16 protein-coding genes are annotated in these 18089 nt (G+C 39.2%); 8 read left to right on the top strand and 8 right to left on the bottom strand.

The window, feature by feature from the left end:
- The first annotated feature begins 53 nt into the window (after positions 1-53).
- Positions 54-2141, top strand: a complete 2088-nt coding sequence (gene pnp, locus RFW85_RS11875; protein WP_171071986.1) for a polyribonucleotide nucleotidyltransferase — start codon at positions 54-56, stop codon at positions 2139-2141.
- Between the two features lie 85 nt (positions 2142-2226).
- Positions 2227-3438 carry a magnesium transporter CorA family protein gene (locus tag RFW85_RS11870; protein ID WP_086264328.1) on the top strand — a complete coding sequence of 404 codons (1212 nt, stop codon included), beginning with the start codon at positions 2227-2229 and terminating at the stop codon, positions 3436-3438.
- Between the two features lie 230 nt (positions 3439-3668).
- On the opposite strand, the gene RFW85_RS11865 is transcribed toward RFW85_RS11870, so the two are convergent.
- The 6 genes from RFW85_RS11865 to RFW85_RS11840 form a co-directional block, all read right to left on the bottom strand.
- A complete protein-coding gene (locus RFW85_RS11865) occupies positions 3669-3998 on the bottom strand; it encodes a chaperone modulator CbpM (protein WP_002114963.1) in 330 nt (109 codons plus the stop codon).
- 11 nt (positions 3999-4009) lie between these two features.
- Positions 4010-4966 (bottom strand): DnaJ C-terminal domain-containing protein, encoded by a 957-nt coding sequence (locus tag RFW85_RS11860; protein WP_309171554.1) that lies wholly within the window; start codon positions 4964-4966, stop codon positions 4010-4012.
- 134 nt (positions 4967-5100) lie between these two features.
- A complete protein-coding gene (locus RFW85_RS11855) occupies positions 5101-5712 on the bottom strand; it encodes a LysE family translocator (protein ID WP_170247576.1) in 612 nt (203 codons plus the stop codon).
- A 138-nt stretch (positions 5713-5850) separates the two neighbouring features.
- Positions 5851-6726 carry an Hsp33 family molecular chaperone HslO gene (locus RFW85_RS11850; protein WP_017385390.1) on the bottom strand — a complete coding sequence of 292 codons (876 nt, stop codon included), beginning with the start codon at positions 6724-6726 and terminating at the stop codon, positions 5851-5853.
- A gap of 163 nt (positions 6727-6889) precedes the next feature.
- Positions 6890-8734, bottom strand: a complete 1845-nt coding sequence (locus RFW85_RS11845) for a monovalent cation:proton antiporter-2 (CPA2) family protein (RefSeq protein ID WP_309171553.1) — start codon at positions 8732-8734, stop codon at positions 6890-6892.
- A gap of 76 nt (positions 8735-8810) precedes the next feature.
- Positions 8811-11039 carry a primosomal protein N' gene (locus RFW85_RS11840; RefSeq protein WP_170247578.1) on the bottom strand — a complete coding sequence of 743 codons (2229 nt, stop codon included), beginning with the start codon at positions 11037-11039 and terminating at the stop codon, positions 8811-8813.
- Positions 11040-11187: 148 nt separating this feature from the next.
- On the opposite strand from RFW85_RS11840, the gene gspF reads away from it, so the two are divergent.
- From gspF to RFW85_RS11820, 4 genes are all read left to right on the top strand, one after another.
- Positions 11188-12393, top strand: coding sequence for a type II secretion system inner membrane protein GspF (gene gspF, locus RFW85_RS11835; RefSeq protein ID WP_170247579.1), 1206 nt, complete (start codon positions 11188-11190; stop codon positions 12391-12393).
- 23 nt (positions 12394-12416) lie between these two features.
- Positions 12417-12932 carry a type II secretion system major pseudopilin GspG gene (gene gspG / locus RFW85_RS11830; RefSeq protein WP_000784786.1) on the top strand — a complete coding sequence of 172 codons (516 nt, stop codon included), beginning with the start codon at positions 12417-12419 and terminating at the stop codon, positions 12930-12932.
- Positions 12933-13198: 266 nt separating this feature from the next.
- Positions 13199-13543, top strand: a complete 345-nt coding sequence (locus RFW85_RS11825; protein ID WP_017481973.1) for a hypothetical protein — start codon at positions 13199-13201, stop codon at positions 13541-13543.
- Positions 13544-13687: 144 nt separating this feature from the next.
- Complete coding sequence (locus RFW85_RS11820; protein ID WP_017481974.1) at positions 13688-14026, top strand: tRNA-binding protein; 339 nt, start codon at positions 13688-13690, stop codon at positions 14024-14026.
- 1 nt (position 14027) lies between these two features.
- Here RFW85_RS11820 and lnt read toward each other — a convergent pair whose 3' ends face one another.
- Positions 14028-15587 (bottom strand): apolipoprotein N-acyltransferase, encoded by a 1560-nt coding sequence (gene lnt / locus RFW85_RS11815; RefSeq protein ID WP_309171552.1) that lies wholly within the window; start codon positions 15585-15587, stop codon positions 14028-14030.
- Complete coding sequence (locus RFW85_RS11810; RefSeq protein WP_002114976.1) at positions 15584-16423, bottom strand: HlyC/CorC family transporter; 840 nt, start codon at positions 16421-16423, stop codon at positions 15584-15586. Before RFW85_RS11810 ends, lnt begins: the two co-directional genes overlap by 4 nt.
- 184 nt (positions 16424-16607) lie before the next feature.
- Here RFW85_RS11810 and tusA point away from each other — a divergent pair, with 184 nt between their 5' ends.
- Together tusA and RFW85_RS11800 are read left to right on the top strand one after the other, a co-directional pair.
- Entirely contained in the window at positions 16608-16865 is a 258-nt protein-coding gene (tusA, locus tag RFW85_RS11805; protein ID WP_002053527.1) for a sulfurtransferase TusA, read from the top strand.
- A 228-nt stretch (positions 16866-17093) separates the two neighbouring features.
- A complete protein-coding gene (locus RFW85_RS11800; protein WP_170247582.1) occupies positions 17094-18062 on the top strand; it encodes a hypothetical protein in 969 nt (322 codons plus the stop codon).
- The last annotated feature ends 27 nt before the right edge of the window (positions 18063-18089 follow it).

The following is an 18089-nucleotide window of genomic DNA, read 5'->3' as shown; positions in this document are numbered from 1 at the left end:
CCAAACCTTAGGGGTCTCACTAGAATAAAATTAGGAAAATACAATACATGTCAATGTTTAATATCGTTCGTAAAGAATTCCAATTCGGTCAACATCAAGTCGTTTTAGAAACGGGTCGCGTTGCACGTCAAGCAAACACAGTTTTAATCACTATGGGTGGCGTAACTGTTTTAGTTGCAGTTGTTGCTCAACCTAAAGCAAAAGCGGGCCAAGACTTCTTCCCGTTAACAGTTAACTATCAAGAAAAACAATATGCAGCTGGTCGTATCCCTGGTGGTTACGGTAAGCGTGAAGGTCGTGCTTCTGAAGCTGAAACTTTAATTTCACGTCTTATTGACCGTCCAATTCGTCCGTTGTTCCCAGAAGGTTACTTCAACGAAATTCAAGTAACAGCAACTGTTGTTTCTTCTGACAAAACTATGGATGCTGACATTGCAGCAATGCTTGGTACATCAGCAGCATTGTCTATTGCTGGTACTCCTTTCCGTGGCCCAATCGGTGCAGCACGTGTTGGTTTAATCAACGGTGAATATGTTCTTAACCCGAACTTTGAACAGTTGAAAGAAAGTGACCTTGACCTTGTGGTTGCAGGTACAGAATCTGCTGTACTGATGGTTGAATCTGAAGCGAAAGAACTTTCAGAAGACCAAATGCTTGGTGCTGTGCTTTTCGGTCATGACGAAATGCAAATTGCAATTCAAGCAATTAAAGAATTTGCGGCTGCTGCTGGCGCTGTTGAATCAACTTGGGTTGCTCCAGCTAAAAACGAAACTCTTCTTGAGCAATTAAAAGCAGCTTTCGAAGCGAAAATCTCAGAAGCATATACAATTGCAGTTAAACAAGACCGTTATGCAGCACTTGATGCACTTTATGCAGAAGCTTTAGCTCAGTTTGTTCCAGAAAATGACGAAACTGGTATTGCTGATGAAGTAAACGAATTATTCGAAGACCTTAAATACCGTACAGTACGTGACAACATCTTGTCAGGTAAGCCACGTATTGATGGTCGTGATACTAAAACTGTTCGTGCTATCGACGTTCAAGTTGGCGTATTAGATCGTGCACACGGTTCTGCATTATTTACACGTGGTGAAACTCAAGCGTTGGTAACAACAACTTTGGGTAATACTCGTGATGCGTTAATGGTTGATACCCTTGCTGGTACTAAGACTGACAACTTCATGTTGCACTACAACTTCCCTGCATACTCTGTAGGTGAAACAGGCCGTGAATCTGGTCCTAAGCGTCGTGAAATTGGTCACGGTCGTTTAGCACGTCGTGGTGTTCAAGCAGTTCTTCCTGCGGCTGACCGCTTCCCGTATGTAATTCGTATTGTATCTGACATTACTGAATCAAACGGTTCATCTTCAATGGCTTCTGTATGTGGTGCTTCATTATCACTTATGGATGCAGGTGTTCCGCTTAAAGCACCAGTTGCGGGTATTGCAATGGGCTTGGTGAAAGAAGGCGAGCGTTTCGCAGTACTTTCTGACATCTTGGGTGATGAAGATCACTTAGGTGATATGGACTTTAAAGTAGCAGGTTCTGCAAACGGTATTACTGCACTTCAAATGGACATCAAGATTGAAGGTATTACTGAAGAAATTATGGAAGTTGCATTAAACCAAGCATTTGCTGGTCGTATGCACATCCTAAACGAAATGAATAAAGTCATTTCACGTGCGCGTGCTGAAATCAGTGCTCATGCACCGACGTTTGAAGTTATTAACATTAACCCAGACAAGATCCGTGATGTTATTGGTAAAGGCGGCGCAACTATCCGTCAAATTACTGAAGAAACTAAAGCTGCAATTGATATCGAAGACAACGGTACTGTTCGCGTATTTGGTGAAACTAAAGCTGCTGCTAAAGCTGCAATTGCTAAGATTCAAGCAATTACTGCTGAAGTTGAACCAGGTAAGATCTATGACGGTAAAGTAATTCGTATTGTAGAATTCGGTGCGTTTGTAAACATCATGCCGGGTACTGATGGCCTTCTTCACATTTCGCAAATTTCAAATGAACGTATTGCGAACGTAACTGATGTTCTTAAAGAAGGTCAGGAAGTGAAAGTACAAGTTGCTGATGTTGATAATCGTGGTCGTATTAAATTGACTATGAAAGACATTGAACAAGCATAATTGTTCTGGTGACATGAAAAAGTCCGCTTGATGCGGACTTTTTTTATGGCATGATGCAAGTAATACAAAAACAGATCATTGTGGTATGCAGGTTTATTACTTTTATCGCCATCACGCTGACGGCTATGTCTTTTTAAGCCGTGAGCAGCATAATGAACACATTCTGGAGTTTTTCTGGATTGATAGTGTCAGAACGGATGTGGTGAACCATAACGAAGAATGGCAACAAACGATTCAGCAGCTTTCAGACGTGGTTATCAATGAATTTCATATGCGGGATATTGCGAATATTGAGCATCCTTGTGCATTTGATACGCTTGAAGAATACGACCTGCTTATTTTTAGAAAGCTCGTTACACCTGATGATGAAATTAAAAATGGGGAATCCCATGAGAGTGTATTTGGTCTAGCAACCACGCCGATTAGCTTTATTTTTACCCCTAAAGTTCTGATTAGTGTTCGTGAGCAAGGCAATAAGTCGATTGAAAACTATATTCAACGTCTCGAAAATATTTTATGTAAAACTTTGGAAGAACAAAACAAAACCCGTAAGCTGCCTAATTCACCTGTAGATTTATGTTTACGTCTGCTGAATAGCATGGTGGATGGCTACCTTGATATCCGTTCACCTTTAACTAGAAGAGTTGAGCATTGGCAACAACAATTGTTGCAAGGTAATCGTCGTTTTAAACAGTGGCATCAACTGTTTCATGAAAACATGGCCTTTCAGCAGGTTGAAAATTTATGCGAAGAGCAAATCGAAACCTTACAAGAGTTTCGTGATGAAATTGTAGAAAACTATCATCATGTTATTGGTGAGAAGACGCATAGTTCTCAAGATCTTTTATTAGTTCGTTTGAATGATTTAATGAGTCATGTCGAACGTATTCAAAAACATACTTTGCGTTTACGTAGCGCCATTCAGTCGGCGATTGATTTGCACTTCTCAGCAATTGCCAACCAGACCAATGAGAATATGCGTATTCTTGCCATTATTACTGCTGTATTTGCACCGCTTACGCTTTTAACCGGTATTTATGGAATGAACTTTGAGTTTATTCCAGGGCTTAAATCACCGGTAGGTTTCTGGATTATGCTCGGTGTTATGCTGCTAAGTACTGTTTTGTTACTGTACTATTTTTATCGACAACATTTGGTGGGGCGCGGTGAAAAAAGTGTGATTGATTTACTGGCTCAACAGCATCGCCAAGATCGAATGAATTTGTTTTGGTTTCTGGAGTATGAGCCGATTAAGCAGACATTGAAGGAAGTGGAAAAGATTACTCGGTTGAAATAAAAGTGATTTTCAAAAAATGAGTAAAGTTGATGTGTTAGCATTGCCTCAAATATAGAGGTTAATTAGATATTCTTTGTATAGGCCTGTCCTTACTTTTGACTGGGCAAAAGTAACAAAACCCTTTATTGGACTGACGGTACATCCATGTTACCGCAGTCCAAAAGGCGGCATCCCTGCCGCCCGTCACCTTAGTTCATGCCTGTTTTAATGGTTATTTAGAAGAAAAAATCTCAATGAAAATGCTTCAACTGTTTTCTAAGTTGTTGCACTTCATCAATCAAATCTAACATCACAGCAACTGCTGCCAAACTTGCGTCAAAGTCACGTTGCAGACGATACGCTTTACGTGCACGTGCGACATCTTCACCCATAAACTGGTGTGCTTCAGGTGTATTCTCGACTGATAAAATATCATATTCAATGAGCTGAAGAATCCAGTCAGGACTTTGGCCGCAAGCTTGGGCAAATTGTTGTAAATCAAATGTCGATTGTTCATCAACGACCTCTGCACTAAAGGTATGGCCGTCATATACAATTTCTCGATAGTGAATGGTTGTCATGATCTTGCTCCCTAATGAGATGAACGAGGTTCGAATGAAGCAAAGGCTTCTGCCAGTTGCTGATACGCTTCTTTTTCTTTTTCAGAATTTGCAGGGGGGAATACAATATTTAAAATTAAATACAGATGCCCTGGCGTTTTATTTGGTATCCCTTTGTCTTTTAAACGTAGCTGTTGTCCTTGTTTTGCATTTTTAGGTAAATTGACATGTAAAGATCCTGCCGGTGTTTTCACTTCAATACCTTGACCTAATGCCGCTTCCCATGGGATTACATCTACGGTCAGATATACGTCACTGCCTTCGACATGAACACGGTCTGTATCTTTATACTGGATTTCAATATAAAGATCGCCGTTGGCACCGCCATTAATCCCACTTTGGCCTTGTCCACTTAAGCGAATTTGTTGACCTTCTTTCATGCCTTTTGGTATTTTCACCTGCAAGGTTTTGCGTTGAACTTCAGGTTCGCCATAAGCGTTTATGGTTGGAATTTGCAAAGTAATTTGCTGTGTTGAACCATGATAGGCAATATCAAGATCAACCTCTATGCTGGCATGTTGATCTTCACCGCGATAACTACGTTGTTGTCTTTGATAGTGTTGTTGCCCACCGCCAAAGCCTGCACCAAAGCGACCAAATAAATCTTCAAAACCACTAAAGTCTGCTTGTTCACCACCTGTAAAACCTTGGCGATAAAACTGTGCTCCATCAAAACCACCTTGTGCAGCACCCTGACCAAAGTTATTAAAACCTTGAGGGTGATCTAACATTTGGTCATATTCGGCTTTTTTTTCTGCATTGCTTAATGTGTCGTAGGCAACATTAATGGCCTGCATCTTTTCCTCTGCATCTTTTTCTTTGCTGATGTCTGGATGATATTTGCGGGCCAATTTTCGATAAGCTTTTTTAATTTCATCAGCAGAGGCTTTGCGGGTAACCCCTAATTCTTCATAATAATTTTTTGCCATAATGTTTTATCACGATGGTGTTGTTTATTTCATTATGAAACGATTTTTAGAGTTTTCAATAAGCTAGATTGTATAAGAGTTGTTCTATTACGAAATACAGAGGTATAGAAAAATTAGACTATACCTCTAATGAATTAGATGAAACTCTGATATAAGCCGTAAAGAGCAATAAGTAGAAGTAATAAACCGCAGAGGCCTAATATTTTTGGATATAAATGACTGTTAGAAAGGCGGCGGAAAAAGATATAAACCAAAGATAGGGTGAGGAAGTCTAAAACGATCCATGTCAGCGTAAGTAGGGTTAAACTTAAATTTAATTGAGGAGTAATAGAGACAAATTGCGGAAAGAAAGCCGAGAAAAAGATAATATCTTTCGGGTTTGAAATGCCGACAAGAAAACCTTTTTTAAAGCCGCCATTTTGTGCTGAAACTGTTTGTATCGCTTCTGGGTGAGGTGCTTGAATCACTTCTTTAAGAATACTCAACCCCAGATAGCCAATATATAGGCACCCTAAAATACGAATGATATTGAGGTAACTATCATTAACACTCAGTACTCCTTTTAAAACCAGTACTGAAATAAAAATTAAAACAAGGGATGCTAGGTTTGTACCAAAAATGGTTTTCAGTGCTTTTTTATAGCCTCCTTTAAGTCCAGCGCTTGCAACTAAAATCATGACAGGGCCAGGGGTCGCAATCATGATAACTACACTAAAAATAAAGAGAAAATAATCAAAATAATTCATGGTATTTAGGCATCTTATTTATTAGGCTATAAAGTAGCCTTATATTATCCTATTTAAATTAACATGTTGAAAATTATCATCAAAAAATACAGCTAAATAAAAAAGGCGGTATAACCGCCTTTTTATAAAGTTAAAAGATTAACTTAAATGTTCACCAAATAACGCTAAAGCTTCTTCAGCGGTAAAGGTATATTGCGTATTACAGAACTGACAGTCCATACGAATCGGGTTCTGTTGTTCTAGGGTTTCATGAACAGCGTCTACACCAATTTGAATCAGGGCATTTGCACAGCGTTCTTTTGAACATGTACAGCCAAATTTTAATGCTTCAATTTCTGGTAACCGAACTTCTTCTTCGTTATATAAACGATATAAGATTTCGTTTGCATCTAAATTGGTAAGCTCTTCAGCTTTTAATGTTTCGGTCAACATCGTCAAACGTGGCCATAAATCTTCATCGACCAAGTTTTGCTCTTCTTCATCGTGACGTGGCAAGAGTTGAATCAGTAAACCGCCAGAACGCTTATCTGTACTTGCCAACACAATACGAGTTGGAATTTGTGCAGACAAATCGTAATACTGCATCAAGCAGCCTGCTAAATTTACTTGATCAAGCGGCACGATCCCTTGATAACGTTCGCCAAATTCCGGTTCAATGTTAATAAATAAAACTGGATTAACTAAAGCACCAAGAACTGTGCTGCTGTCTGTTGCTTCAACAAAGCGAGGGTCGGTTTCATAGTCCGCTAAAGCACGAACCTCTCCTAAATGATTACATTCAGCCATCGCCCATTTGAAGGTGCCGCTAGCCTGGATTTGCAAGCTGATACGGCCTTTGATTTTTAGTGTACTTGCAAGTAATGCAGTCGCACTCAACATTTCACCTAGCAGAATTTTAACCGCAGGCATATAGTCACGTTGAGCTAAGATAGTTTGTAGGGCTTCTTCTAGATGAACTACTTCTCCACGTACTGGAAAGTTCTCTATATAAAAGCGTTGGCGTAAATCAGACATAATATTCTCCAGGGCCCTAAGCAGAGTATAACTATTTCGTTTTAATCAAGCTTAGGAAATGCAGCTAAGCCGCAAGCCGGACAGGGGCAGCTTTGTGCCCATTGTCCAATTATTTAGGCAATGTGAATAAGTCCTTAATATAGCCATTTTCTGAAATCTCAAGTTATTCTAGATGATCTCTTGTAATGTCGATGCGATTTGGTTGTAAATGACGCTTTAAATTAACATCATGTTTTGATGTAGCCTGTTGCTGCGCATCACTTTCAAACAAATGTTCAAGCTCGGCTAAGGCATTACGATGTGTTTCAAAAATCTTCTGTTCATCAGTATAAATACTTTGCTGCTGTATGAGCAATTTCTCATCATAATCCCGAAAGATTTCGATATTGTTATAGGCTTGTTCATCAGAGATACCGAGTTCTCGCAAAGCGCGGTAAGCCATTCCTAATGAAGATAAATACGTTTCACGCCAAATGTATTCAACACCTAAATCTCTTAAAAGATGGACATGGTGACGGTCGCGAGCACGAGCCAACAGCTTTAAGTTTGGATAATTTAATCTAAGATGACGTGCGACGTTCATAGAGTCTTCAACATCATCGATTGCTAAAATAAATACTTTGGCTTTTTCAATACCGGCAGAACGCAGTAAATCGGGCTGGGTCACATCGCCATAATAGAGCTTACCGCCGTATCGGCGAACAAAGTCCACTTGATGAAGATTGTTGTCGATTGCAGTAAAGCCTAAATGTTGTAGGCGAGCAATACGCGCGATGATTTGTCCAAACCGACCAAAGCCGGCAATGATAATCGGGTTATCCTGCTGAGGAATTTCATCATACTCGGGAGGACGTTCTTTATTAAACAGAGGAATGACCTGAGTTGCCATGATCCAGTAAATTACTGGTGTAAGTACCATCGACAACGTCACGATCAGAGTCACGGGTTCTAATATAGCTTGAGTTAAAACCTTCTCACTTTTGGCAAGGCTCAAAATTACAAAAGCAAATTCTCCGCCTTGTGCCAAGCAAGTACCTAAAAGCAAGCTGTTATTCCAACTGTATTTTTTATAGCGGGCAATAGCGGTCAATATCAGCGTTTTGATGAGTAATAAGCCGATTGCACCACCAATAATAAGCAAAGGCATTTCAATGAGCAGTGACAGCTGTGTGGTCATGCCAACGGTCATAAAGAATAAGCCAAGCAATAAACCTTTAAATGGTGCAATACTCGCTTCAACTTCGTGGCGAAATTCTGAATCTGCTAATAATACACCTGTGAGGAATGCACCTAATGTGGTGCTAATTCCTAAAGTGTCCATAAGCAAGACAACAGCAAGAATAATAAATAATCCTACTGCTGTAATAAGTTCAGTCGCTCCACTTTTGGCAACAAAGCGGAAGAATGGACGCATCACATAGCGACTAAACAGAAATAGACCAGTAAAGGTTGCAATAATAGCCGCAAAATAAGCTACCCCATGATGGGTTGATTCTGTTCCTGCTAATAATGGAATAATGGCAAGTAAGGGAATAGCCGCTATATCTTGGAAAAGTAAAATGGAAAAAGACTGCTGACCATAAGTCGTATTGAGTTGCTGCTTTTCGGTCAGAAGTTGTAATACAAAAGCGGTGGAAGACAGCGCAAGGGCAAAACCAATGACAAAGCTGACAGAAAGCTGCTGTTGAAAGAGTAACAGTACGATCAGCATAAGAATGGCCCCACTAATGAGGACTTGCAGACTTCCCATTACAAAAATAGAGTCACGCATTTCCCATAAACGTTGGGGGCGCAACTCTAAACCAATCAGGAACATTAATAAGATAACGCCAAATTCGGCAAGTTCCATAATTGCTTCAGGGTCATGTGCAATATTTAAAACACTAGGACCTAGAAGTATTCCTGTAAATAAATAGCCTAAAACTGTTGCTATCCCTAGGCGTTTGCCAAGAGGGACTAAAATCAGAGAAGCTCCAAGAAAAATTGTTGCTTGCAGTAAGAATGACATTCATTGCCTCGAATGTATTAGTCTCTTTTAAGTGTAAAGCCAAAAAGGCTTCTTCACACCATGATATTCAAGCCATCTAATTAAATTCTTGCGGATCAACATCAATTGAGAGTCGAAGTTGATGCTGCCGAGGTGCATGAACCAATTGTGACCACCATTGTCTTAAGTAAAAATGGAAGCGAGCACGGTCAGCAGATAAAATCACCATGTGGGCGCGGTAGCGTCCAGCTTTACGTTCCATCGGTGCTGGAATCGGCCCCCAAATATCAACAATTTCACCCGCAATTTGGCGTAAATGTTCTGCCGCTTCATTTAAAAATTGCAAGGTATAGTCACGATCTTTGGATTCCGCACGTATCAGTACTGCATAACGATAAGGCGGAAGCAATGCGACTTTACGTTCCGCAAGAGTCTGTTTGGCAACCGCCCGATAATCTTTTTCGATGAGCGTGGTGAGCAAAGGGTGATCTGGTCTTAGGGTTTGTAAATAAACATGGCCTTTATGTTCACCACGGCCTGCACGTCCAGCGACTTGTACAATTAACTGCGCAGTACGTTCTGGCGCACGAATGTCGACACTAAGTAACCCAGCATCAATATCTAAAATGGCAACCAAAGTTACGTGTGGGAAATGATGACCTTTTGCCAACATTTGAGTGCCAAGCAAAATTGTTGGTTTGTTTTGATGAATCCGATCATAGATTTTTTGCCAGCTACCGACACGACTGGTGCTGTCACGGTCAACCCGAATCACATCATAGTCTGGAAATAGTTCTTGTAAGTGCTCTTCAACCTTAGCTGTTCCAGCACCTAGGGTTTTTAGGCTTTTTTGCTGGCATTCAGGGCAGTGATCGGGCAAGCGATGAACAGTACCGCAGTGGTGGCAGTGTAAATAAGAATAAGGCTGAGTGTGCAACGTAAAATGTGCATCACAATGTGGACAATTTGCTTGCCACCCACAACTTTCACAGACCAGTACAGGTGCATAGCCACGACGGTTTAAAAAGATTAAAACCTGTTCTTTTCTTGCTAACGTATGCTTGATTTGCTCAATAAGAGGTTGGCTAATTCCATGTTGCTTTTTGACAATTTTAAGATCGATCAAATGCATTTTAGGTAAAAGCGCATGGCCTGCACGTTGGTTAAGTTGCAGTGAAGTTAATTTACCAGTTTCGACCAAATAATAACTATCGATGCTCGGTGTTGCTGAACCTAAAATAACAGGACAGTTTTGTAAGTGACCTCGGTACAGTGCGACATCACGTGCATGGTAACGGAAGCCTTCTTGTTGTTTATAAGAGAGGTCATGTTCTTCATCTAAAATGATTAAGCCCAAACGTGGCAGTGGCGTATAGATGGCTGAGCGGGTTCCTAAAATAATAGATGCTTTGCCAGTCTGAGCCTGTTGCCATGCTTGTAAGCGTTTGGAGTCATTTAAGCCTGAGTGCAATAGAGCAATATCACAGTTAAAACGAGACTTAAAACGAGAAATCGTTTGAGGGGTTAAACCAATTTCTGGGACTAACACCAGTACTTGTTTACCTTGCTTTAGCACTTCGTGCATGATGTGCAGATAAACTTCAGTTTTACCACTTCCTGTTAAACCATCTAATAAAAAGGCTTGGTATTGGTGCTGTGCGTTTACGACGTGTTGGGTTGCTTTCTTTTGGTCTTCATTGAGTGTAAGCGGCATTTGTGCCAATTGAACAGGCGATGGGCTAAAATCGTGTGGTTCAAGCGTACAGTCAACTAGTCCCTTCTTTTGAAGTGCTTTTAGCGTAGCCGTTTCTACACCACTTAAATTAAGAATATTCTCTGTAGTTCCGGCAGGGTGTAACTTTAAAATTTGATACGCGTCTTGTTGCTTAACAGAACGTTTAAGAAGTGCTTCAACATTATCACATGGCGTGATTTTCCAAAAATGGAACAAAACATCCATTGGTTTGCCTTGACGCAATAATGCAGGTAGGGCGGTTTGCATGACCTCACCAATTGGAAATTGGTAATACTGAGCCGACCATGTCAATAAACTTAAAACTTGTTCATCTAAAATAGGCTGTTCGTCTAAAAGGTCAGAAATGGCTTTAAGCTGAAAGGTGCCTGTAAATGATTCACTTGGGTCAACTTTTTCAGTAATGATGCCAATCAGATTTTGGCGTCCAAATGAAATAGCGACGCGTGAGCCTACATGAGCCCGTTCATATTGTGCTTGGGTGAGTGTATAGTCAAAAGTGTCGTACAGATGCACAGGTACGGCTACACGCACACGATAAACAACTGAATCAGGCTTTGGCGTTATGGTCATAGAGGCTCATTTCGTCAATTTTAAAAAACGGCATAGCGTCGTGAAGAGGACTTGGGTATTCTACACAGGCTATAGAACGAATATGAATGATTGCGTAGCATAGATGCAACAGCAGCGACTATTATTTTTGGAAAATTAGAACATTACCATGCCTGCATATCAATTTACTGCCATTGATGCTTCAGGGAAGCAGCAAAAAGGGGTGCTTGAGGGAGACTCAGCGCGCCAGATTCGCCAACAATTACGTGATAAAGCATGGACACCAATTAGCGTTGATCCCGTTGAACAAAAAGATAAACATCAGAGTCAGGGATTATTCCAAAAAAAGTTCAGTGCTTATGATTTGGCGCTCATGACCAGACAACTTTCGGTTTTAGTTGCTGCTGCTATTCCACTTGAAGAAGCTTTGCGCGCCGTGAGCAGGCAAAGTGAAAAAACACATGTGCAAAATCTTTTATTATCTGTGCGTTCTCGAGTCTTAGAAGGGCATTCACTCGCACAAGGTATGCAGCAGTCTGGACGTTTCCCTGACCTTTATATTGCAACGGTGGCTGCTGGCGAGCGTTCTGGGCATTTAGATCTCATTTTAGATCAGCTTTCGGATTACACCGAAAACCGCTTTGCCATGCAAAAGAAAGTTCAGGGCGCAATGATTTATCCAATCATTTTAATGCTAATGTCTTTTGGTATTGTGATGGGTTTAATGACTTATGTTGTGCCAGAGATTGTAAAAACTTTTGATCAAAATAAAGATGCTTTACCTTGGATTACAGTCGCTTTAATGAAAGCGAGTGATTTTATTCGCCACGCGTGGGTATTTATTATTCTTTTTGCGGTGGTGGGTGTTGTTGCATTCGTACGGTTTTTAAAAACCACTGCTGGACATTATGCTTTTGATCGATTAACACTCAAATTGCCATTATTCGGTAAACTGTCCCGTGGTATTAATGCTGCACGATTTGCCAGTACCTTATCTATTTTGACCCGTTCAGGTGTCCCTTTGGTCGACGCCTTAAAAATTGGTGCTGCTGTGACCAACAACTGGGTCATCCGCGATTCAATTGCACAAGCAGCTGAGCGAGTGACAGAGGGGGGTAACTTAGGTACGCAACTGGAGCGCAGTGGTTATTTCCCACCAATGATGGTACAAATGATTCGAAGTGGAGAGGCATCAGGTGAGCTCGACAGGATGTTAGAACGAGCATCGACCATGCAAGACCGTGAGGTGACGACATTTATTTCAACCTTACTGGCATTACTTGAACCGCTTATGCTGGTTTTAATGGCAAGCATTGTACTGGTTATTGTAATCGCGGTTATGCTGCCAATCGTAAATATGAACAATATGATTTAATAACTTTGATATTAGAGATAATGATGAAGATGGTCATGAAACAAAAAGAGCACGTTAAGGATGCTCAAAAAACCTCAAGCGTAGCTTTCGGACTTGCGGCACGTTCGAGCGGTGCTCGAATGAAACGTGCCTCAGGCTTTACTCTCATTGAAGTCATGGTTGTGATTGTAATTTTAGGGGTGTTAGCAGCTTTAATCGTACCAAATGTCATGGGGCGTAGTGAAAAAGCCAAAATTGATACGACTCAAATTACCTTGAAAGGGGTTGCGGGTGCCTTAGATCAATACAAGCTCGATAATGGGCATTTCCCAACCATGCAAGAAGGTGGTTTAGATGCGCTTATTAATCAACCTGCTACAGCAAAAAACTGGATGCCGGGTGGTTATGTGAAAGGTGGTTATCCTAAAGACAGCTGGAAAAATGATATCCAATATGTCGTACCTGGAAAAGACGGCCATCCTTTTGATCTATATTCATTTGGCGCAGATGGTAAAGAAGGTGGTGAAGGTAACGATGCCGATATTTATTATCAGCCTTAATTAAAATGTAAGAGAGATTATCGATTCGGTTAATAAGATAAAACAATAATCCGAATTGATAATCTTTCTTAATCATAAAAATATAATAATGCATTGAAAATAAAGTAAAAAAGTTAATATCTAGATTTGAGATTTATAATAAGAATTATTCCCATATTTAATGGTTACAAGAAAGTTAAAATGTAGAGAAAAATAAGCTATATATTTAAATAAAACCTTTGCATAATAATTAAAAAGCACTTTATTCAATTAAAAAGAGAGATTAAATGAAAGCATTTCTCATATTAGATGAAATGACTCAGTTTCATTGGGTAATGCTCAAGTCTGTCCTATTGATTTTGGGTTTGTTGCCGATTGCTGAAGTTTCATTAAAGTTATGGCTGAGTACAGAGGGAAGTAGCCAAATCATGATTGGTTTCTTCGCATTAAGTATTGTGAGCGCATGGTTAATGGTGAGCTTCTTTACTGCATTAAAAGCGAGCGTCTGGCAAGCTAAACAAATATCAACTAAATATGAGCAATTCCTTTTTAAAGCTTACCGTTATGTACCCATGGTTTTTTTATCGAGTTTAGTTGCTTATTTATCTCTGCAACTATCGATTGCTTTTTAATAATATTTTAAAAACAAATTTTAGATAAAACGTAGACTAAACATCTACGTTTTATTTTTTAACTGGACTTAAAAACTGGGTGTTTCTTCATTTGTACATATTATATGCTTCAAATCAGTAATTTAAGAACATGAGAAATATGAAATGGAACAAATCGAGTGGAATGATTTTTTAAAAGTAGAGCTTCGCGTTGGTAAAATTATTCAAGCCGATGTTTTTGAAAAAGCGCGTAAACCTGCTTATATTTTGCATGTGGATTTTGGTGAGGAATTGGGTGTACGTAAATCAAGTGCACAGATTACAAAGCTTTATCAGCCACAAGATTTGATTGGTAAGTTAGTTGTTGCTGTAGTGAATTTTCCCAAAAAACAAATTGGTCCTATTCAGTCAGAATGTTTGGTGACAGGATTTCATAACGCAGATGGTGATGTAGCACTTTGTATCCCAGAGTTTGAAGTGCCTCTGGGTACAAAGTTATTATGATTTAGCGACGAGATTTAAAAGAAACATCAACTTTACGTGGACGGTAAACCCAACCTAAAATCAGCAGTAAGACCGCAAATCCTAAAATTGGATAATCACCTAAACGGTTATAAAGAGTTTGGCCTTGCATAGCAGGTAAATCACCTCTCAAGACGAACTCTTTATCGATTGGTGCTTGTTCAGTGATATGACCATTTTGATCAATAAACGCTGTTACACCTGTGTTGGTTGCACGAATAAACCAGCGACCATTTTCTTTAGCGCGCATCTGCACCATTTGTAAATGTTGCCAAGGCCCAGCAGTACCCGTAAACCAAGCATCGTTAGATACAGTGACTAAAAAGTCGCTGTCTTCTGCATTACGTCTTGTCAGGTTTGGATAAGCCACTTCATAACAAATTGCAGCAGCAAGCGCATGCCCTTTAATTAAGAGTGGTTTCTGGTCGCTCTCACCACGTGTAAAACCGCTCATGCTCACATCATTTTGCATAGCGGGTAATACCCAAGAAAGTAACCCAGCAAGCGGGATATATTCGCCAAAAGGAACAAGACGCTGTTTTTTATAGAGACCGCTTGAATCGCTCCCCGAAGCCATAATACTGTTGTAATAAAGCGGACTGCCGACTTGATGTGATTTTGCAACATCCCAGTAAGGAATGCCGGTTACCCATGCAGTATGGTTCTTTTTAGCTTGTGCATCCATTGCATCCAAAAACGGTTCGATATCGGTTTGGAAAAGCGGAATTGAAGATTCAGGCCATACTATCAGGTCACGGCCCCATTCAGATTGTGTCAAACCAGCATAAATTTCTAATGTTCTAACTTGGTATTCAGTCAGCCATTTTAAATCTTGTGGAATGTTACCTTGAATGAGCGAAACGCTAAGTGGTTTAGCAGCTTTCGGTTTTACAAACTGTATATATGATGCTCCCCATGCACCCAGAACTAACAGGGCAGAAGGGATAACCCAGAAAATACGTTTACGAAGAACTTCGACTAAAGCACATGCTAATACAATGACAACGAAGGAAATTGCATAAATACCAAATAGCGGTGCATAACCATCGAGTAAACGTTCAGTAAAAGCGTAACCTACAAACAACCATGGGAAACCTGTAAATATCCAAGTTTTTGCCCATTCAAAAACAATCCAAAGTGGGGCAAAAGTAAGTGGTGTTTCAGGGAAAAACCGTCGGTAAACCCATGTTTGAAATGCTGTAAATAAACCCATCACAAGAGCCATAACAGCAATCATACATACGCTTAGAAAAGCATTGGTATCGCCATATACATGGATGGAAGTATAGAGCCAGAAAGCGCCTACAAACCATAAGCCAAATCCATAGCTCCAACCAATAGCAAAGGCTTGTTTAGCTGAACGCTTGTGTAATGTTGCATAGAGTAGGGCTGGAGATAAAATTGCCAACCACCACCAATAATAAGGTGCCAGTGAAAAACTGAATACGGCACCTGAAAATAAAGCAATGAGTAAAGGGAAAATTAAAGGAAGCTGTTTTTGTTGTTGCGAAGAATCTAACAGCTTTTCAAAGTATGCTCTCATTGACGTACAGCTCGAATCAGATGAATAGTGCGGGCATCTGCTTCAACGATTGTAAATAACCAATTTCCAAGCTCAACAGTTTGACCTTGTAAATCACTTACTAGACCAATCTCTTGAAGCAATAAACCACCGACAGTTTCTACTTCATCGTCAGAAAAATCAGCATCTAAAACAGTATTGAAATGTTCAATTGGTGTAAGTGCTTGCACCATCCATGCATTTGCTACCGTATGGTCATTGTCCGGAACAATGTACTGAGCATCTTCATCGACAGTGTCGTGCTCATCTTCAATTTCGCCAACGATCTCTTCAAGAATATCTTCGAGCGTAACAAGACCTGCTGTTGAGCCATATTCATCAATCACAATCGCAATGTGAGTCTGAGTATGTTTTAACATGCGTAGTACTTGATCGGAACGTGCACTTTCAGGAACAAATAACGGTTGGCGCATAAGAACTCGAATATCAACTTTGGTATTCGGTTCAGTTAGAAACGGCAACAAATCTTTTGCGAGCAAAATCCCGACAACATTGTCAGGCTGATCGGCAGAGAAGACGGGAAAGCGTGAGTGAGCAGACTCGACCAGTACATCAAGAATATCAAGTAATTGATCATCTTCTTGTAAACTGATCATTGCTGTTCGTGGCGTCATGACTTCACGAATTTTTGTAGCTGGAAGGTCAAGAACGCCTTCAAGCATAGCAACAGTATCTGGTTCTAAAAAGCGGCGTGAATTTTGGACTAATTTTAATAATTCATCACGGGTTTCTGGCGCTGTACCTAACCATTTTCGTAAGCCTCGCATTCCCCACGACGGACTTGGTTCCTCTTGCATGATCTTTCCTAAAGACTCAATGTATCAAATGAATACACAGATCATACCGAAGAAAAGATGCTTATGCATCTATAAAACAAGCTAAAAGACAAAACGTATATTGTTATGTAAAAGCCAGTTACAGTTAACAGCTCAGTAATTTGTTTATGCTAAAATGTGAAAATTCTATTTGTTCGAGTTTGTTATGTCAGAGCAACCCATTTCACCTACTGTACAACTCAATACGCGTGGTTTACGTTGTCCGGAACCTGTGATGATGTTGCATCAAGCCATCCGAAAATCTAAGTCAGGCGATGTGGTTGAAGTCTTTGCAACAGATAATTCGACCTCTTGGGATATTCCTAAGTTTTGTATGCATTTGGGCCATGAGTTGTTGTTGCAAGAAGAACGCTTAGATGAAAATGGTCATAAAGAATTTCATTACTTAGTGAAGAAAGGTTAATAGAATAATAAGGCTTCTAATAAAGATGATTAGAAGCCATGAATAATTCAACTTTAATTTGAAATAATAATTTTTTATCGCTTAGAAATACAGTTTTTTTGTAATTTGTCTTTATTATGGAAGTAATAATTAGTGATTTTTATTCGATGAATGTGTAATTTAATATTATATTTTTTTATATTTTAATTGTTGGTAATTAAATATCCTAATCTATAGGAGAAGTATTCTGTGTCTGCTAATTATCTTGAAAAGATAAAAAAGTCTATAGAAGTATTACAGCCGTTTTCCGTAATATTTCCTTTAATATTTTCTAGTGTGGGTATATTGATAATAAAAAAATATTTAGACGGTGTAGGGTTGTCTGATAATTTTATTTATGTGCTTGGTAGTCCATCTATAATAGCTGTTATAGCCGCATATTCTATTTTATTTGTGTTTTCAGTAGTTGTTATAATGGCCTTAATGCCCATGGTGATGATTACATTTGAAATTCAAACCAACCGTATTTGGGGGGATTTTCCGACAATATCTGGAAAGAAAGTAGTCTATAATACATTTATAAATTTATTAGGAATGATAAGTCTTGTTGCTATATTTAAGTTTCTGGATAAACCTCCTGTAATAATATATTTTATAATAGCTCTGCTTATCACATTTTTTTTATTAATTCCTTATAAAAATAATCCAGAAAATCCTAATAATAATCTAGGTGATTTGATTGTTTATAGCCTTGTTGTTTTTTTAGGAGTTTGTTTTGGTATTTATCCGTTACTATTTCTTTTTAAGATTGCTTTACTCATTGAGGTTGAATCTTTACAGTGGGTGATTTTATTTCTAATGGTAATAGCATATTGTTTGTTCTCAGCAATTGTCTATTCAGGAGGAGCAAATAAGCGAGTGGAAAATCTAATTATTTTCTGTACGCTATCTCTATTTTCATCTTTATTTCTTTTATCAGCTGATACTATTAACAATATTGCAAAAAAAACTGGATTAGGTATGTATGAGGATACCGTTTATTTAAATCAAGAATATATAAAAGAGCTGGGAGGAGATTTTACAAAAGAAGGCCCATACCATCTATATGTAAAGCTTAATAGTACTAATGAATTATGGGCTAAGGTTGGAGATAATGATGCACATTTATATAAAATACCTAAAGACAAAATAATAGGCAAAAATATTAATAATAAGTAATAAAAAAGCCCCGAATAATCGGGGCTT

It is taken from the genome of Acinetobacter sp. 12966, from assembly GCF_031196995.1.
Lineage (GTDB): Bacteria > Pseudomonadota > Gammaproteobacteria > Pseudomonadales > Moraxellaceae > Acinetobacter > Acinetobacter geminorum.
The sequence above is the reverse complement of the archived record's forward strand: the minus strand, read 5'-3'. Positions and strand labels throughout refer to the sequence as shown.